This window comes from Flavobacterium olei (assembly GCF_039749035.1).
GTDB lineage: Bacteria > Bacteroidota > Bacteroidia > Flavobacteriales > Flavobacteriaceae > Flavobacterium > Flavobacterium olei.
In genome coordinates this window covers 354,137-371,512 of the sequence record NZ_JBDKWC010000007.1, presented here as the reverse complement: position 1 = coordinate 371,512, position 17,376 = coordinate 354,137, and the positions used below count along the sequence as shown (strand labels likewise).

Here is a 17,376-nt window from a genome sequence, read left to right as displayed (position 1 = left end):
GTAATATTAAATGAAATGGAAGTTACTTTAGAGACAAGCAAATTAGAACACTATTTTTCTGAATTCAGAGAAAATACCGTGGGCGTAAATCATACTTTTGAATCGATTTACGGAACTCAGAATTTACTGTACGCGGACTGGATCGCCAGCGGGAGATTGTATTTTCCTATTGAAGAAATTATGCTCCGAAAAATGGGACCCATGATTGCCAATACGCATTCTTTTTCCAGTCAGACCGGAAAAGCATCTACATACGCGTACCAATATGCAAGGCAGTTAATTAAACAACATGTAAATGCTTCAGAAACAGATTGTCTGGTAGCCACAGGAAGTGGAATGACGGCGGCTTTAAACAAATTGCAGCGTATTATGGGATTACGATCTGCCGATAATATTTTCAATGTACAACTTCACTATGACGATGAAAGGCCAGTCGTTTTTATTACCCATATGGAACACCATTCCAATCAGGTGCCGTGGTACGAAACCATTGCCGATGTGGTGGTTTTGCCTTGCGGCGAAAACAATCTGGTCGATCCAAAAATACTTTCAGAAGAACTTCAAAAATATAAAAACAGAAGATTAAAAATAGGTTCTTTTACAGCTTGTTCGAACGTAACCGGAATCGTTACGCCTTACCATGAACTCGCCCAAATAATGCACGAAAATGGTGGTTACTGTTTTGTAGATTTTGCAGCTTCGGCTCCTTATGTAGAAATCAACATGCATCCTGAAAATACGGAAGAAAGGTTGGATGCGATTTTCTTTTCGCCTCATAAATTTTTGGGCGGACCCGGAACTTGTGGTATTTTGGTTTTTAATGAAACATTATACAATTCCAATTTTCCGGATAATCCTGGCGGAGGAAATGTAAAATTTACCAATCCGTGGGGCGGATACAATTACAGCGATGCCATTGAAACTAAAGAGGACGGTGGAACTCCCGGATTTTTGCAGGTTATGAGAACGGCTTTATGTCTGGAGCTAAAGAACAAAATGGGCGTTGAAAACATGAAAAACAGGGAAAAAGAATTATTAAATCTTTGTTTTTCAGAGCTGCAAAAAATCGAAGGATTAACGATTTTAGGAGATTTAGATGCTGAAAGAATTGGTTGTGTTTCTTTTACCATAAAGGATATTCACTACAATCTTATAGTACGTTTACTAAATGACCGTTTCGGAATCCAGGTTCGCGGCGGCTGGTCGTGCGCCAGTACATACGCCCATTTTTTACTCCATATCGATGAAGAAAAATCAGCCCAAATAACAAACGGAATCCTTCAGAAAAACCTAACCGAAAAACCGGGCTGGGTTAGGGTTTCGCTTCATCCGACAATGACAAATAAAGAACTTTTGTTTATTATAAATTCAATTAAAGAAATTGTTGAGAATGGTAAAGATTGGGAGAAAGCGTATCAGTATAATTGTGTTACGAATGAGTTTGATAGTTTAATAATAAAAGAAACTATTGAGGAAGAGGTGAGGGATTGGTTCTTACTCTGACATACTGGAACTTAAAAGCAATTTCAGAAAAGCATGAAGATCTTAGATTCTCATGCTTTTTTCTTTTTGTAAAAATTCAAATAACATTTCTCTCCAAATGTTAATAATATGTTTCTTTTCAAGGTAGTTTTATTAATGTAAACGTAACCTTTTCGACCTACCCTCATCTTTAATTTTACAGACATATAAGAAGAACGCAATACTTTGTCTATGTCAACTTTTGAACAACAGAAACATTATCCAAACTCCATCAGAAAAAATTTTTCATACCATACTTTTAATTGGATTAATCCTGCCAAATTAATGTATCATGTATAAGAAATCAACAGACGAAGAACTTGTCGATTTATTGAAAAATGGCAAGGATAAGGCTTTTGATGAGTTGTATTTCAGATATCGGGATGTGCTTGTTCGGTTTGTCTATCTGAGAATGAGATCAATTGCCATTTCTGAAGAAATTGTCCAGGAAGTTTTTACTTCGATCTGGGAAAGACGCAAGACAATTGTCATTCAGAAAAGTTTTGCGGCTTATATCTACACTTCAGTCCGTTATATGACTTTAGATTATATCAAGTCATATGAAGTAACAGATCAGTATATTCAGGAAGTTTTACAAAAAAATGCGGTTTCTTTTGGCAGCCGTAATGCCACAGAAGATGCCATTTATTATGAGGAACTTCAGAATGCTGTTGATCAGGCGGCAAAATTACTTCCTAAAAAATCCAAAGAGGTTTTTATTCTCAGCCGCATCAAAAATTATTCTAATAAAGAAATTGCAGAAGAACTAAATGTTTCTGTAGAAACGGTAAAGTATCATATTACCTATGCGCTAAAATTTATGCGCTCTTATTTGGGAGAATTCAATTAGACTACAGTTCCGGGTGAAAATATTTTTTTCTTAACAGAAACGTAACCTTTTGCGCCTAACCGAAAAAACAATTTCCAAGACATATTATTAAAGACATAAAGAAATTATAATGCCTGAAAATTCAAATAACGAAATCAAAAATTTTTTAGACGGAAGATATTCTCCCAAAGGACAGGAAATGTGGAATAAATGGTACGACCGTACCGATGATTTTTTTGATAACATGGAAGCGGTTCATTCAGATCGCTCCAAATTAAGAAAAGAAGTGAAACAAATAAAAAATACGGATAAAGTTATTTTTCTTCAATATAAAAACTGGATTGTTGCCGCATCAGTTATTTTTCTGATTGGTTTATCAGTGTTTTTTCACCAGTCAGCAAATGGAGTCGTAACTACCCAGTTAACGGTAAAACTGGGAGAACATGCTGCAGTAAAATTAAGTGACGGAACTAAAATATGGCTGAATGCAGGAAGTGTTTTAAAATATCCAAAAGAATTTAAAGGCGATACCAGGGAAGTTCACTTAATAGGAGAAGCTTTTTTTGACGTGGCCAAAGACAAAAAACATCCTTTTATTATTCATACCAATAAAATGGACACGAAAGTTTTGGGAACCAGTTTTAATGTTCAGGCTTATCCGGATCAGAAGACACAGGAAGTTTCGGTAATGACAGGAAGGGTAAATGTAAAGTCGACTGTCACAGATGAAAATGTATATGTAACTCCGGGGCAAAAAGTGATTTTTAAATCTCAAAATAATAAACTTCAGGCTTTTAAAGATATTCCGGTCAATACGATTTCGCTTTGGCGCAAAAATATAATGGTTTTTGAAGAAACCCCGCTGCCTGAAGTTATTGCCACAATTAACCGCAATTATAATGTTGCCATTGAAATTAAAAACAAGCAACTAAACACATTAAAGATCAGCGGATATTTTAAAGAATTAACTGCCGATCAGGTAATTGTACTGGTGTGTAATATTATCAACGCCGAATATAAAATGGATTCGGGAATTTATACAATAGAATAATCCCCTGACATCAAAATAAACTACGTAGAGAAAAATCAACAAAAACAAACAACTAAATCTAAACATTATGAATGAAAAACAAATGCGGTATGCCGTAAAGTCTCAGAACATAAGGACAACAGGAATAAAATTACTCCTGTTTCTTACTTTGTTTTTTGCAGCACTAACAGTAAAAGCAGCGAATGTTGACATTAACAAAAGAGTGACTTTAAAAGTTGAAAATGAAAGTATAAAAAAGATATTTCAAAAAATAGAGAATCAGACCGATTTGCATTTTATGTACGAAAGCAGTCAGGTAAATACGAATCAAAAACTTAGTTTAAAGCTTAATAACGTAACAATTGAACAGGCTTTGGATAAAATTTGCGGCTCTCTTCTTCGTTACGAAATTATCAGTAATAATATTGTAATTAAGAAAAATCAGAAGCTGGCAGATTCAGATCAAAATAAAATCATTATTTCAGGAACTGTATATGGCGGAGATGACAATATGCCGCTTCCGGGTGTCGGAATTAAAGATAAAGGTTCTAACGCAACTGCAGCAACTGATTTTGACGGAACATTCAAAATGGAAATCAATGCAGCAGAGGCGACACTTATTTTTTCGTATGTGGGTTATGTAACCCAGGAAGTAAAAGTAACCAGTTCACAAACTATAACTGTAAAATTAACAGCCGATGTTAAGCAGCTTCAGGAAGTAGTGGTTATGGGATACGGAAGTGTGAAAAAGAATGAAGTATTAGGCGCGGTAGGGGCTGTTTCTATGAAGGAGACCTCCAGCAGAACTTATAATAATGCTGCAGAATTATTACAGGGAACTGTTGCCGGTGTGACGGTAATCAATGATGGTGGCGACCCAACTGCCTCGCCGACTATCAATATTCGCGGAATTGGATCTTTAAATGCAGAAACTCCGTTAATTGTTTTGGACGGAATTATCTACAGCGGATCTTTAAATACACTTAATCCAAATGATATTGCATCGATCAGTGTTTTGAAAGATGCGGCTTCTGCGGCCATTTATGGAGCGAGAGCTTCAGGCGGTGTCATTTTAATTACTTCGAAAAAAGGAGTTTCAGACCGAATTAACGTAAACGTAAATTATCAGGGCGGTTTTCAGAATGTAGCTAAAAAACTGGATGTTTTAAACGCTGCAGAATATGCTGATGCAATGAATCTTTCCAGAGATAATGCAGGTTTGCCAAGAATCCCTGCGTTTGACACGGCCTTTGAACCAACAGCAAGAACAACCAAAACAAACTGGATGGATGAAATTTTCCGTACGGGAGAAATTCAGGATTTATCACTTTCGGTAAATGGAAAAACAGAAAAAACAAATTTCTTCCTTTCGGGAAGTTACAGAAAAAACGAAGGTATCCTGCTGAATACTTATGGGGAACGTTATACAGTACGAGCAAATTCTTCTTTTAAACTAGCTGATAATTTTACCATTGGAGAAAACTTATCGTATTCCTTAACAGATGGTCAGACGGCAAATACTTCAAGTTCATACACAGGAGCAATTCAGGCAGCGATTTTATATCCGCCAAACGCGACGATTTACAGGGAAGACGGTTCTGGTCAGTTTGGAGGAGTTCCAGAAAAATATATTGGTTCTTACGGAGATGTGATTAATCCTGTAGCATACCTGAAAAGATTAGACAACAAAAATCCTGTTTCTACCATTTTGATCAATCCGTATGCGGAATGGGAGGTTATTCCGGGGCTGAAAATTAAATCCAATTGGGGTTATACCAGAATTCAGGATAATGCGACGGATTTTACAGTAAAAGTTACAGAGCCAGGAAAAATATTTGATTTCAACAGATTGACTTTAAAGAACTTAACGGTTACCGATTTATTAAGCGAACAGACTATTTCCTATGAAAAATCATTCGGAAAACACAATTTGAAAGCTTTGGCCGGTTATACGTATCAGGAGACCAAAAGAGATTTTTATACGGTTGAAGGAACTGGTTTTGATAACGAAGATCCTTCCCAGCGTTATTTATTAAATGCAAAATTAATCCAACAGACCGGAGCTGGTTTATCAGATGAAATTATTTCTTCTTATGTAGGAAGGTTAAATTATGATTTCAATCAGAAATATTTATTTTCCGGGATTGTCCGCCGCGACGGAACATCAAAACTTTTATCTGAAAACCGTTGGAAAGTATATCCTTCCGTTTCTGCGGGGTGGTTAATTTCTGAAGAAAGTTTTATGAAAGGTATCGAGCCGATTATCAGTAATTTAAAACTTCGTGCAAGCTGGGGACAGATTGGAAATCTTGGAAATCTTGGTCCTTATCAGTTTAGTGTGCCTTTAGTACAGACACAGGCTTTAATTGGTGCAACTCCGTCTATCAATTACGGGTATGCAGAAAGCGAATTATCAAATCCTAATTTAAAATGGGAGAGTTCAGAGCAGACCAACGTTGGTTTGGATTTTACTATGCTGAACAATAGTTTAATCGGATCTGTAGATGCATATATTAAGAAAAACAAAGACATGTTGGTTCGTGACCAGTTACCAGGGGTTTCGGGAACACCTCAGGGAAGAATTGTAAACTCCGGTGATGTTGAAAATAAAGGAGTTGAGGTAAGTTTGACGTATCAGAAAACGCGTGGTGAATTTAAGTTTGATGTGACGGCAAACGCAGGGTTTTTAACCAATAAAATTGTTTCCATAAAAGACGATTTAAGTTCGTTGGAACCACTTGGCTTAAGCCGGGTTCGTAGTTTACCATTGGCCAATATTTATCAGATCGGAAGTCCGGTTGGCGCTTTCTACGGATATGCGACTGACGGGTTGTTTCAAAGTAATGCAGAGGCAAAAGAGTATGTTAATAAGAATGGGGTGGCGTATCAGCCCAATGCGGTTGCCGGAGACATCAGATTCAAAGATGAAAACGGAGACGGCGTAATCAATAACAGTGACAGGGTAGTCTTAGGAAGTCCTTTTCCAAAAACCACTTATAGCCTTAATGCTAATTTCCGCTACAAAGGTTTCGATATGAATATCTTTTTCAACGGCGCTGCAGGAAATAGTGTTTTCAATGCTGTAAAACATACGGGTTTAAATGCTTCTTTCCCGGGTTATAATCTATTGGCAGAATCTAAAGATGCGTGGTCGCCTGCAAATACCAATACCAATGTTCCGGTACTATCAGCTACAGACAATAACAATAATTTCGGGCGTATTTCTGATTTATACATTGAAGATGCTTCTTTCTTAAGATTGAAAAATGTTTCGATAGGTTACACAGTAAAAGAAAGCTGGCTGAACGGAAAAGCAAAATTGAGATTCTTTATTTCCGGACAAAATTTATTCACTATCACAAAGTATTCAGGAATGGATCCCGAAGTAGGTCTTAGAAGCTTCGGTATGGATTTAGGACGTTATCCGCTTTCCCGCATTTACATGACAGGTATTAACGCAACTTTTTAAAAAAATAAAAAACAATTAAAAATGAAAAAAATAAGTCTTTTATTGTGGAGTGTTGTGCTTTTGGTCAGCACTTTGGCTTGCGAAAGCGAACTTGATGTGATTCCACAAGGTGCGCCGTCAAGCGGAAATTTCTGGAAAACTCCCGCAGATGCCAAAGCAGGAGTTAATGCGATTTATGCCTTGTATTCTGATGATAATATGTACGGCCGTGGTTTCTTCTGGCTCAACAATGCCAGTGATGATATTGGAACCAAGCCGAGACAAAATGCAGAACGTATCAAAAATTTTATTGTAGACGGAGCAGAATCGGATACCAAAGATATCTGGAGAATTCACTATGAAATTATGAAACGTTGTAACGACGTAATCCGTAACGTTCCGAATATTGCTTTGGACGAAAGTACCAAAAATGGCATGTTAGGTGAAGCGTATTTCAATCATGCGGTAATGCATCTGGAACTCGCTTATCATTATGGAGATGACCGCGCAGGAATTCCGATTCAGGACCGGGCAGATTATACGAACGTATATGTGCCTCGTGCTAAAAATGTTGCGGAAAACTATGCCTACATTGCAGCCGATTTAATTAAAGCAGCCGACTTATTACCTTATTTTGATCAGTTAACGCCGGATAATTATGGCCGGGCGCACAAAACTGCTGCATGGGCTTATTTGGTTCGTACGTATTTGTATGCAAAAGATTATGACAATGCTATTAAATACGCCAACCTGATTGTAGCAAGCGGGAAACACAAATTACTGGATAATTTTGAAGATGTATTTAAAATCAGTAACAACTGGTCTTCAGAATATATTTGGTCGGTAACTTCAAGTGCCGGAAACACATCATTAGGATCTATTTTTCCGGGAGTATGTCTGGAAGATAAAGGGTGGGGTGTTTACAACGGATGGGGAAATTTCTATCCTACAAAAGAATTGTTTGATGCTTATGCGGCAAACGATAAAAGACGCAGTGCCACAATTTTACAAAAAGGGGACAAATTTGTTTATTTCGGACAAGAAGTTACTTTTAATGAAGGAAATCATATCGTAAGCTCAAGCAACAGAACAGGGTATCAGTTTAAAAAATATATGGAGCCTTTCAGTTATCCCAAGTCAACTTCAGGTGCAGTAGATATCCGTTATGTAAATGCAAATGGAGACAAACCTTCAACAGCTTTAAATGTACCTCTTTTGCGATATGCAGATGTGATTTTGATGTTAGCGGAAGCCAAATTAATGAAAGGCCAGAACGCCGATTTGGAAATTAATATGATTCGTCACCGTGCCGGACTTGCCGATCTTTCAGGAGCGACAATGGTGGATTTAAAAAGAGAAAGAAGATGCGAATTAGCAGGAGAGTGGACCGATCGTCATTTCGATTTAGTTCGTTGGGGCGATGCAAAAGAAACCTACGCCAAACCATTGCACCATTATGACGGAAGTGTCATTTATCCTGCCCGTAATTTTAACCCTGCCATTCATCATGTCTGGCCAATACCGCCAGATGAAATTGCAGTAAGCAAAGGAGCTTTAACTCAGAATCAAGGCTGGTAATACAGAATTTCATTGTGTTTTTTTAGTTTTTTAAGCTGCAGCCTTTGTCGGAGGGCTGCAGTTGTAAAAAAGATACTTTTTGTCATTCCGAGGAACGAGGAATCACACTAGATATTCCGCATAGAATATCTCCAATCTTTGTCGAATTCCGAGTGTGATTCCTCGTTCCTCGGAATGACAAATACAAACGTAATAGTTTTACTATGTGTATTTAAACTATTGAAATGTCTTTATGGACAAAAACAACCCCGAAAATTCGGGAAATAGATTAAAACTTACATTTCTAATAAAGTTACCTACAGCTTTAAAAGAATAAAAATCATTTTCAATGAAAAAAATAATCACCCTTTTTTGCCTTTCCTTTTTCCTTTTCGCGCAGGCGCAGGAATACAGTTCATCCAACATTCATTCGCATAACGATTACGCCAGTAAATTACCGTTTTATGGAGCCTATTCTAACGAAACAGGTGTTATCGAAGCCGATGTTTTTTTAGTAAATAATGAGTTGTATGTGGCCCATACCTCAAAAGAAATTGCTTCTTACAATACCTTAAAAACAATGTATCTGGAACCGCTTTCGTCTAAATTGAAAACTTTAGAAGGAAAAGCTTATCCGAGCGGCAAACCGCTGATTGTAATGATTGATATCAAGTCGGATGCCGATTCGACTTTGAAAGTAATAACCGAGCAGCTCAAAACATTTCCGGATATCATTTCGAATAAAAACATAAAAGTGGTTATTTCCGGAAACAGACCTTTGCCGTCTTTATGGAAAAATTATCCTGATTTTATTTATTTTGACGGAAGGCTGAATGAAAATTATACTTCTGATCAATTGGCAAAAGTCGAAATGATCAGTGAAGATTTGCATGAAATCACAGTTTGGAACGGAAAAGGTGTTTTGACCCAGCCGGATTCAGAAAAAATTCAGGCCATTATTAAAAAAGTCCACGATCAAAATAAAAAAATAAGGTTTTGGGCTACGCAGGATAATGTAAATACGTACATGACTTTGATGAATCTAAAAGTCGATTTTATTGGAACAGACCATGTGGCTGATCTGACGGAATTCATCAATAAAATAAAAACGACATTTTACCAGAATACAGAATTTCATCAGGCGTATGTTCCTAAAAACAGCTTCAAAAATAAGCGTCCAAAAAACGTCATTCTTTTAATCGGAGACGGAATGGGATTAACTCAAATCTATTCCGGATACACGGCAAACAAAGGACAATTGAGTTTGTTTAATATCCCGACTCAGGGATTATCGATCACAAAAGCGTCGGACAGTTACATTACCGATTCGGCTGCAGGAGCCACTGCAATGGCAACCGGACATAAAACCAATAATCGTTTTATAAGTGTGGATGAAAACGGAAAACCGCTGGAATTGATTACACAGCAATTAGCAGAGAAAAATTATAAAACTGCGATCATTTCTGCCGGAAATATTACAGATGCAACTCCGGCTTCTTTCTATGCGCATCAACTGGAAAGAAGTTTGAGCGAACCCATTGCAAACGATTTTCTTTCAAATCCTTCTGACATCTTAATTGGAGGCGGGCAGAAAGAATTTTATGCCAGAAAAGACGGTAAAGATTTATCGAAAATGCTGATCGAAAAAGGCTATACATTTTCGGATAAATTTGCCAGTTTAGATACTATTAAAAACAACAAGTTTATAGTTTTAGAAGATGCAGCGGTAGTTTCTATGAAAAATGGGAGGGGAGATTTCCTTTCAAAATCTTTAGCGAAAGCGACAAATACTTTTGCAAAAACAAAAAATCCGTTTTTTATTATGGCCGAAGGCGCACAAATTGATTATGGGGGACACCAGAATAATGTAGAATACGTGGTTCGGGAAATGCTCGATTTTGACAAACTCGTAGGTCAGGCTATGGAATTTGTAGATAAAAATGCGGAAACATTATTAATCATAACCGCAGACCACGAAACAGGCGGATTGTCTCTAATTGATGGAAGCATCGAAAAAGGTTACGTTCACGGAAGTTTCAGCACAAACGATCATACAGCGGTTCCGGTTCCGGTTTTTGCTTACGGTCCGGGAGCTGAAAAATTTAATGGTGTTTATCAGAATACAGCTATTTATGATAAAATTATGGCGCTGATTTCTGGGAAATAATTTTAGTGGATTGATTTTTTAGAGGACCGCAATTTTAGAAATAAGATTGCGGCTTTTTTTGTTGCTTAAAAATAAGATTTACATTCAATTCCTGTTTTGAAAATCTTATTTCTACAATTATTTTCCGACTTTTTTGCCTTGTTATCATATGTGATAACCTTTATTCCGAAATAAAGATTCAAATTTGAATTGTCTAAATGAGAATCGAAAATATGGAAACACAACAAAAAGAATCGCTAACAGAATTATTAGAATTAATGAGTAAAGTAAATTATTTTAAAACTCTAAAGCCCAATAATAATTCGTTTGACGCAACATTAAAAGTGTCTTGTTATAGCGAATTAAATATCATGATTTCTTCTCTAATGAAAGGAAGTATTAGTTTACTTCAAGCGGAAACTTCCGGTAAAGCTTTTCCAGATGCCATGGTTTTGATTGAAATTGCTTTACAGTTGTTGCCGAATGATGAGATGGAGTTGTTGGATGAGGTTTGGAGGGTTGGGGTGAAGAAATAAGTTTAAAAGTGTAAAAACCTCATAATAAATAATTTATGAGGTTTCTTAAGTTGTTGTAGAAAGGTTTTTCGAAAAGATATTATAATTTTTTATCAAGACATTTAGAGTAATTATTCAAAGTGTGTCTGATTTCTTTTGCTATTAATTCTGCCTTGGCAGTCGGAACACCGTTACTTATTAGTTTAAATTTTGGCGTTAAAGGAATTGATTTAGGTAAAACATATTCATCTGGGACAGTTTGAAGTCTTAGCCCCTCTCTTACTGTAAGTCTTCTTTCTTTTGTAGGATGTAAGTGAACTTCATTATTGCCATATGCAACGGTTGGACTGTATCTATAACGATGAAGTCTTTTAAAAGACTTTCTATCTGTATTTCCTTCTTCAACTGTTTTAAATTTAGTTGATTTAGGTTGAAAATACTCATCTTGATTAGGAGTTTTAGAATTTAGTCCTTCGAAAGCATTTTTCACTGTTAATCTTATAATATTATGGTCTTGGACAATAACTTTTTTATTACCAAAATTCCATTTTTTTGGCCAGTCTAATAACTTAGGGGTTTTGAATAATGGTTTTGGCCATTTAAATACTAAATTATTATCATCGCCAAATTTTAAATAATCATTATCATTTATATAATCAAAACCATTTAACACTAATGTATCAATGATTTCTTTTTTAAAAGCTACAAGCGCAATTCTAGATCTGTCTTGTGCATAACCATATTCTAATACATTCAATAAATCATGATAAACATAATAACCTTCATTTTTTATATCTTCTACAAATGCATTAAATGATTCCCTATGCCGTTTGGTTTTATAAAGACCTTCAACATTTTCAAAAAACATGAAGCCTGGCTTTAGGTCTTGAACTATTTTAAAATAACTATAAATTAATCTTCCTCTTTCTCCTTCGATTCCTCCATTTTTTCCGCCAACTGAATAGTCTTGACATGGTGGACCACCGATAATCCCAACGATATCCTTGTAGTTATCTTTTAATCTATTTTGTTCAACTATACTAGAAACATCTCTAGGCCTGGATATGTTTTTATGTTCAATTAAGTTATTTTTAATATAGTGATTATTCGATTTATTAAAGTAACTGGTCATACCATGGTTATATGCACTAATAAAATAAGGCTCTATTTCAAGAGCTTCCTCTATTTGAAATCCTTGATTAATAAATCCTAAATCTAGAAATCCACCACCAGAAAAAAGTGATAAGATTTTGTATGTTTTATTCTGCATTTGGTTCTCTTTTGATAATTCCGTTAATTAACCTAATAGTCATTTTTTCATGATGAAAGCAGATGCCTTTTTTTAATTCGTCGATACTAAATACTCTTGTAGGGTGCCCTTTATCATTTCTGATGCCAAAAGTTGTGTTTGTCTCTAATAATGTAAAGGTATCATCATCGTCTGCGTTTAATTTCTTAAAAAAATCGGCGTAAGAGAAGTTAGCTTTTCCATGGTATTTTTTTTCATCTAATTGATATTTATATTGTAATTCTATAATGCTCCCATTTATTTTTATATTATATTGAGTTTTGTTTTCACCGAACAATTCTTCATCATTGCACAAACTTAATAATTCAGAATATTGATTTACCTCATTAACTAAGTCCTTTTTAGTTATAAAAACACGACCTCTTGATGACCATAAATTAAAATCTAGAATTTCTAAGTTTTCTCCACCAGGGAGCGAAAATATTAATTTACAAGATGTCGCAGTTTCGTTACTATTGTCTATTAAATTCAGATCTATTCTACCTTTATTATTTAAAATATTATTATAAAGAGAATCATAATATCTTCCCTTTAATCTTGACAGTCTTTGTATATCGTATTTAATTACCTTTCCTTTTCTAGAAAAATCGATTTTAGAAATTAAAAGTGGATTATATAATTGGATATTGTTTAATATTTGTCTAAGCTTATTTATATTTTTTTCTTTGAAGAAATCTTTTATGTTTTTGAAATATTCATTTCCATAATCTGGCAGTAATCTTAAAATATTTTCGTTTATATCTTGGGCAATATTAATTTTTGAATTACCATCATTATTTAAACAACACAAATCTAGTGTTTCAAGTTCAATTAAGTAAGTATTAGTAGTTGAAATATCTATTTCTAATGTTTTTAAAACCCCTTCTAAATTAAAGTTACAGATTTTTATTTTTTTTACTTTTCCATCAGTATCGATATTATATTTTCCATTTAAAACTTCATCTGAAATTTTTATTTTAAGCAACTCACCTGTTATATAATTTCTTTTTAGTTTTTTTCCTCTAATTAATGTATCGCATAATTGTCCGCCAAGGATGTAGTATTCATTTTTGATTTTGAAAATATCGCCTGGAGAAATTGGTAAATGTTTTATATTAACATTATCATCAAATTGCTCATAGTTATTCAGATCCCTAATTTCTTTGTCTATTTCAGAAATATTTGGGTGATCATTTAAAAACTCATTTTTAAAAAAAGATGATAAAGAAGCAACATATGAATAATCACTCGTCTCTTTTTGTTCAAAAGTCTTTTGAGTTAAAAGATTGTACCAATATTTTACAGAGTCATAAGGAGGAATCCCTTCATTATGAGATTCATTAACAATATGTTTTATATTTTTTTGATTTTTTAAAACAGCACTCAATGAAACTTTAGCGCTTTCTTTAATATTCTCATGGATATTATTAAAAACTGTAGCGTAAGCAGATTGAGCTAAAACTTGAGTAATTTCATCAAAATTTGGTGGCGAATTTTTTGCAATTTCCTGTGCATAATAATGTTCTAGTTCAGTTGGAGGATCGACTTGCGAAGGCCTACTTGTATAAATAAAACAAATAGAATTAAGTTTATTTTCTTTATTAAGATTTGAAAGATCGTTTAGTGCAAAATCTTTGCCTGTAGCATCATCTCCACTTCCTAAGCTTTTATCAATCAAGCAAAGATAAAAATTACTTTCTGTTAATATCAGGCTATTTTTTATGTCATTAATGAAGTCTTCGAATTCAGTCCGTGCAGGAACTTGATTAAAAAATAATATTTCGGAATTTTTAATTTCTTTTATCTCTTGAATTATTTCATCATATTGATTATTTGGATAAGTATTTACAGCACCAAATTTGAGAAAAATTTTTCTAATGAAATTATCTGTATCAGCACTAATTATTTGTTCAAATAATTTTAAATCAAAAGCATCTAAGATTTTCTTACTATTTATTTTTATCAAATAGTGTTCAAAATTATCTATTGCCGGTATTTGATTTATTAATTCTTCATCGTGCGGTAATTTTTCAAAATTATCTTTAAATTTTTTTAATAAATCTTTTATTTCAGTAAAATTATATTTTAAAAGATATTCGTCTATTCTATTAGAAATGTTTTCGTGACTTAAACAATAGAAAGCTAAGATTTTTAAAGAATCATCTATTAGGGTAAATTCATTTTCAATAATAACAATTGTATAAGCTTTTAATGACTTTATTAGTTCCTTAAATTTACTCATGTTCTTCTATATAATCATTTATACTAATTTCAAAAATGTAGCGATTACCATATTCATTTTTTGAATCTAATAATTTAATATCTCCTCCAAAAGATTTTAAAAACTGTCTCACTATATATAATCCCATTCCTCGTCCATTTTCTTTACCAGAAACTAATTCGTTGAAAAGAATATCCTGATATTTCTCTACAACACCAGTTCCGCTATCAAAAAACTCTATTGTTTTATTAGATGTGGTTCTAATTATAATAAAATCTTTTTCTTCTCTTTTGTATGTGGGGATTGATTTTTCTAATGATTGTCTTTGCTTTATCCAGTAAATTGAATTGTCGATTAAATTATAAAAAACATGTAGCAAAGCACCTTTTGGTACTTCCCATACATTTGAAACATCATCAAAAGTTATATCAATATTATGTCTCTTAGTTCTGAATAAAAAACGTTCGTTAATAATTTCCAGTTCAGATTTTAACTCAGTTGGTTGTAAAATTCTATTCCCTTCTGTTGTTATAAATGTCTTTTCTAAAAAAGAATAAAATTTACTCAAATCACCCATTCTATTGTAAAGATGTTCAAACTTATCTTTTACAGGTTTAAAATGAGTTTTATTTAAATCATATAGTCCATTTTCGAGAAAATAATTTTGAACTGTTTTAATATGTTGATCATATTTTTTTTCTTCATCCTCAGAATTACTTAGCATTGAATGTAATTCATGGGTGATAACTTCTGTAACTAGCCCATTAGCCATTAATTTGTAATTATTATAGGCTTCTGTTTTTACGCGGTTCTGTTCTTCTCGTGTTATTGCAAGTAATAAATTTGCACTTTCCAATGATTTTTGAGTATCGTCAACGTTTTGTTCAAAATTATCTGTTACAACTTCTAATTTTTTTAAAACATTTCTAACTGTATTTATTTTTTCATCAGTATCTAAATCAATTTTATCTTTAATCGTTTTAAAAGCTCCGCTTATAAGTTGTATATTTCTTTTGGCATCTTCTAGTAAAATTTTAGACTTATCAACTTCCCTCTGAACTTCTTTTTCACTATTCTCAGGTATTAATCCTTCAATGTCTAAAATATGTTTTGTCAATTCAACAGCTCGTTTGTTAAAAGTTGGTGAAAATATTTCAAGAATTTCAGTTAATGCTTTTTGTAATGAATCAACATATATGTTATCAGTTAAGTGTTCTCTAGAACTAGTTTCATATATATATTCTTGTTTTTTATCATTAATTTTTATATATCCTACTACATTACCTAATTCGAACCTAAAAAATTGTTGCCCAGATGTTCTTCTTTGTTGTAATTGAAGCCAATCATTATCTTTATTTCCAATAGTTCCAATTCTAAATGAATTTCTATATAATTTGATTCCATTATTTGATTCTAAAAACGGACGAATACTATAGTTTATTTTTGTTGTATCATCGATATATCCATTATCTAGTGCAGATTTTCGAGCCATGCTCATTAGTGACTGGTCGCGCTTAAAAGAATAAATTTGACCTTGAATTGGAGCAATTTTGATTAGAGCCGATTTAAATGAAGATGTAAGCTCATCATTATATTTTTTATTCCATCTTACAAAAGCATCACTTAAAAGAAATATATCTGACAAATTCTTTTTATACTGTTCCAAATATTTATCAAGAATAGATTGATATCCTTTTGAGTCTAGTTTATAACTTCTAAATAAAACGTCTCCCAATATATTTTGATGTATTCTTTCAATAAACCAAGGTTTAATATCCATTCTTAAATTAAATCTTAAATCTGACGGATTATTATTTTCGTCTAATATAATTTCTGTATCAAATGAGTGCTTAGTCTCTGCTACTTTTAATACTTCTTGACTAAAATCTATTTTAACTTCTTGAGAATTCGACTTTATTATTAAATTTAACACTGAATTTTCTTTTTCAAAAGGAGAGTATAGAAAACTTAATGCGGAATTTAGATCTTCTTTGATAGAATTGTAATTACCTAGTTTTTTTCCAAGATTGCCAAAAATGTCACCACCTTCAAATAAATCTTTTATTTCGAAAAATTTAGAAAATTCCAGTTTTTGGTCACCACTTCCTAGTAGCCATAATCTTGTATATGATTGAATATTTTGATTTTTTATTTTATATTCAGGAGCATCATAATCGTCCCCTGAAAAAAAATTAGACCATTCTACAACAACGACATTTATTTCTTTTTCAATATCATCGTACGACTCAACAATCAAAATAGGAGAAATTCTTTGCGATGCAAGTCGTCCGATTCCCTTATCTCCTAAAATAATAGTATTATCGCTTTCTTGTTGATTTTTTTTCTCATCCTTTTTTACGGTAGAACCAATTTCAAAAAAACCTTTTTTAAGTGTATTGAAATCCATACCTTTTCCATTATCCTCAATAGTAAGAATGCCTGAAGGATTGATTTTTTTTAATTCGTTATGAATAACAGTATCAATAGGTCTATCAAAATCATTAAAATTGATAGTTTCAATATCTGTGAAGTAATTAATTAAGACCTTATTAGCTTTAGCATCATATGAATTTTTTATAAGTTCGGTCAATGCTACGGCATCTGAGGTAATAAGTTCATATCCAAGGTGTCTTATTATTCTTGAGTTATATGTAAATTTCATTTGAGAAAAAAAGAATTAGATGATTGTATAATTGAGTAAAGATATTATTGTTTTTATAATTAGTTAATAAGTGTAAAAAATAAAAATTAAAGTATAATATTTTTATGTAATATAAAAACTATTAATTTCAAATATATAATATAATTTGGTTCAAAAACA

Annotated in this window: 10 protein-coding genes; 7 read left to right on the top strand and 3 right to left on the bottom strand. The window is 33.1% G+C overall.

Annotated elements, in window-relative coordinates:
- Window positions 1-15: 15 nt before the first annotated feature.
- From ABEB31_RS19480 to ABEB31_RS19450, 7 genes are all read left to right on the top strand, one after another.
- Window positions 16-1,503: an aminotransferase class V-fold PLP-dependent enzyme gene (locus tag ABEB31_RS19480; protein WP_347053328.1), complete on the top strand. Its 1,488-nt coding sequence runs from the start codon at window positions 16-18 to the stop codon at window positions 1,501-1,503.
- A 310-nt stretch (window positions 1,504-1,813) separates the two neighbouring features.
- On the top strand, window positions 1,814-2,371 hold the full coding sequence (locus ABEB31_RS19475; RefSeq protein ID WP_347053327.1) for an RNA polymerase sigma-70 factor: 558 nt from the start codon (window positions 1,814-1,816) through the stop codon (window positions 2,369-2,371).
- A 109-nt stretch (window positions 2,372-2,480) separates the two neighbouring features.
- Window positions 2,481-3,401 (top strand): FecR family protein, encoded by a 921-nt coding sequence (locus ABEB31_RS19470; RefSeq protein WP_347053326.1) that lies wholly within the window; start codon window positions 2,481-2,483, stop codon window positions 3,399-3,401.
- 67 nt (window positions 3,402-3,468) lie between these two features.
- A complete protein-coding gene (locus ABEB31_RS19465; RefSeq protein WP_347053325.1) occupies window positions 3,469-6,849 on the top strand; it encodes a TonB-dependent receptor in 3,381 nt (1,126 codons plus the stop codon).
- Between the two features lie 21 nt (window positions 6,850-6,870).
- The gene (locus ABEB31_RS19460; RefSeq protein WP_347053324.1) at window positions 6,871-8,406 is read left to right on the top strand and encodes a RagB/SusD family nutrient uptake outer membrane protein; all 1,536 of its coding nucleotides are present in this window, start codon (window positions 6,871-6,873) and stop codon (window positions 8,404-8,406) included.
- Between the two features lie 328 nt (window positions 8,407-8,734).
- Window positions 8,735-10,552: an alkaline phosphatase gene (locus ABEB31_RS19455; protein ID WP_347053323.1), complete on the top strand. Its 1,818-nt coding sequence runs from the start codon at window positions 8,735-8,737 to the stop codon at window positions 10,550-10,552.
- Between the two features lie 212 nt (window positions 10,553-10,764).
- The gene (locus tag ABEB31_RS19450) at window positions 10,765-11,067 is read left to right on the top strand and encodes a hypothetical protein (RefSeq protein WP_347053322.1); all 303 of its coding nucleotides are present in this window, start codon (window positions 10,765-10,767) and stop codon (window positions 11,065-11,067) included.
- 79 nt (window positions 11,068-11,146) lie between these two features.
- Here the strand turns inward: ABEB31_RS19450 and ABEB31_RS19445 are convergent, their stop codons facing one another.
- Genes ABEB31_RS19445 through ABEB31_RS19435 form a run of 3 tightly spaced genes read right to left on the bottom strand, consistent with a single transcriptional unit; the run spans window position 11,147 to window position 17,217 of the window.
- Window positions 11,147-12,316: a DNA cytosine methyltransferase gene (locus tag ABEB31_RS19445; RefSeq protein ID WP_347053321.1), complete on the bottom strand. Its 1,170-nt coding sequence runs from the start codon at window positions 12,314-12,316 to the stop codon at window positions 11,147-11,149.
- Window positions 12,306-14,576 carry a hypothetical protein gene (locus tag ABEB31_RS19440; protein WP_347053320.1) on the bottom strand — a complete coding sequence of 757 codons (2,271 nt, stop codon included), beginning with the start codon at window positions 14,574-14,576 and terminating at the stop codon, window positions 12,306-12,308. The genes ABEB31_RS19445 and ABEB31_RS19440 overlap by 11 nt, the downstream gene beginning before the upstream one ends.
- A complete protein-coding gene (locus tag ABEB31_RS19435; RefSeq protein ID WP_347053319.1) occupies window positions 14,569-17,217 on the bottom strand; it encodes a sensor histidine kinase in 2,649 nt (882 codons plus the stop codon). The genes ABEB31_RS19440 and ABEB31_RS19435 overlap by 8 nt, the downstream gene beginning before the upstream one ends.
- Between the last annotated feature and the right edge of the window lie 159 nt (window positions 17,218-17,376).

Coding starts and splice junctions, on each gene's coding strand:
- ABEB31_RS19460 (WP_347053324.1), top strand. CDS start 6,871: ATGAAAAAAATAAGTCTTTTATTGTGGAGTGTTGTGCTTTTGGTCAGC.
- ABEB31_RS19470 (WP_347053326.1), top strand. CDS start 2,481: ATGCCTGAAAATTCAAATAACGAAATCAAAAATTTTTTAGACGGAAGA.
- ABEB31_RS19445 (WP_347053321.1), bottom strand. CDS start 12,316: ATGCAGAATAAAACATACAAAATCTTATCACTTTTTTCTGGTGGTGGA.
- ABEB31_RS19440 (WP_347053320.1), bottom strand. CDS start 14,576: ATGAGTAAATTTAAGGAACTAATAAAGTCATTAAAAGCTTATACAATT.
- ABEB31_RS19465 (WP_347053325.1), top strand. CDS start 3,469: ATGAATGAAAAACAAATGCGGTATGCCGTAAAGTCTCAGAACATAAGG.
- ABEB31_RS19480 (WP_347053328.1), top strand. CDS start 16: ATGGAAGTTACTTTAGAGACAAGCAAATTAGAACACTATTTTTCTGAA.
- ABEB31_RS19455 (WP_347053323.1), top strand. CDS start 8,735: ATGAAAAAAATAATCACCCTTTTTTGCCTTTCCTTTTTCCTTTTCGCG.
- ABEB31_RS19435 (WP_347053319.1), bottom strand. CDS start 17,217: ATGAAATTTACATATAACTCAAGAATAATAAGACACCTTGGATATGAA.
- ABEB31_RS19450 (WP_347053322.1), top strand. CDS start 10,765: ATGGAAACACAACAAAAAGAATCGCTAACAGAATTATTAGAATTAATG.
- ABEB31_RS19475 (WP_347053327.1), top strand. CDS start 1,814: ATGTATAAGAAATCAACAGACGAAGAACTTGTCGATTTATTGAAAAAT.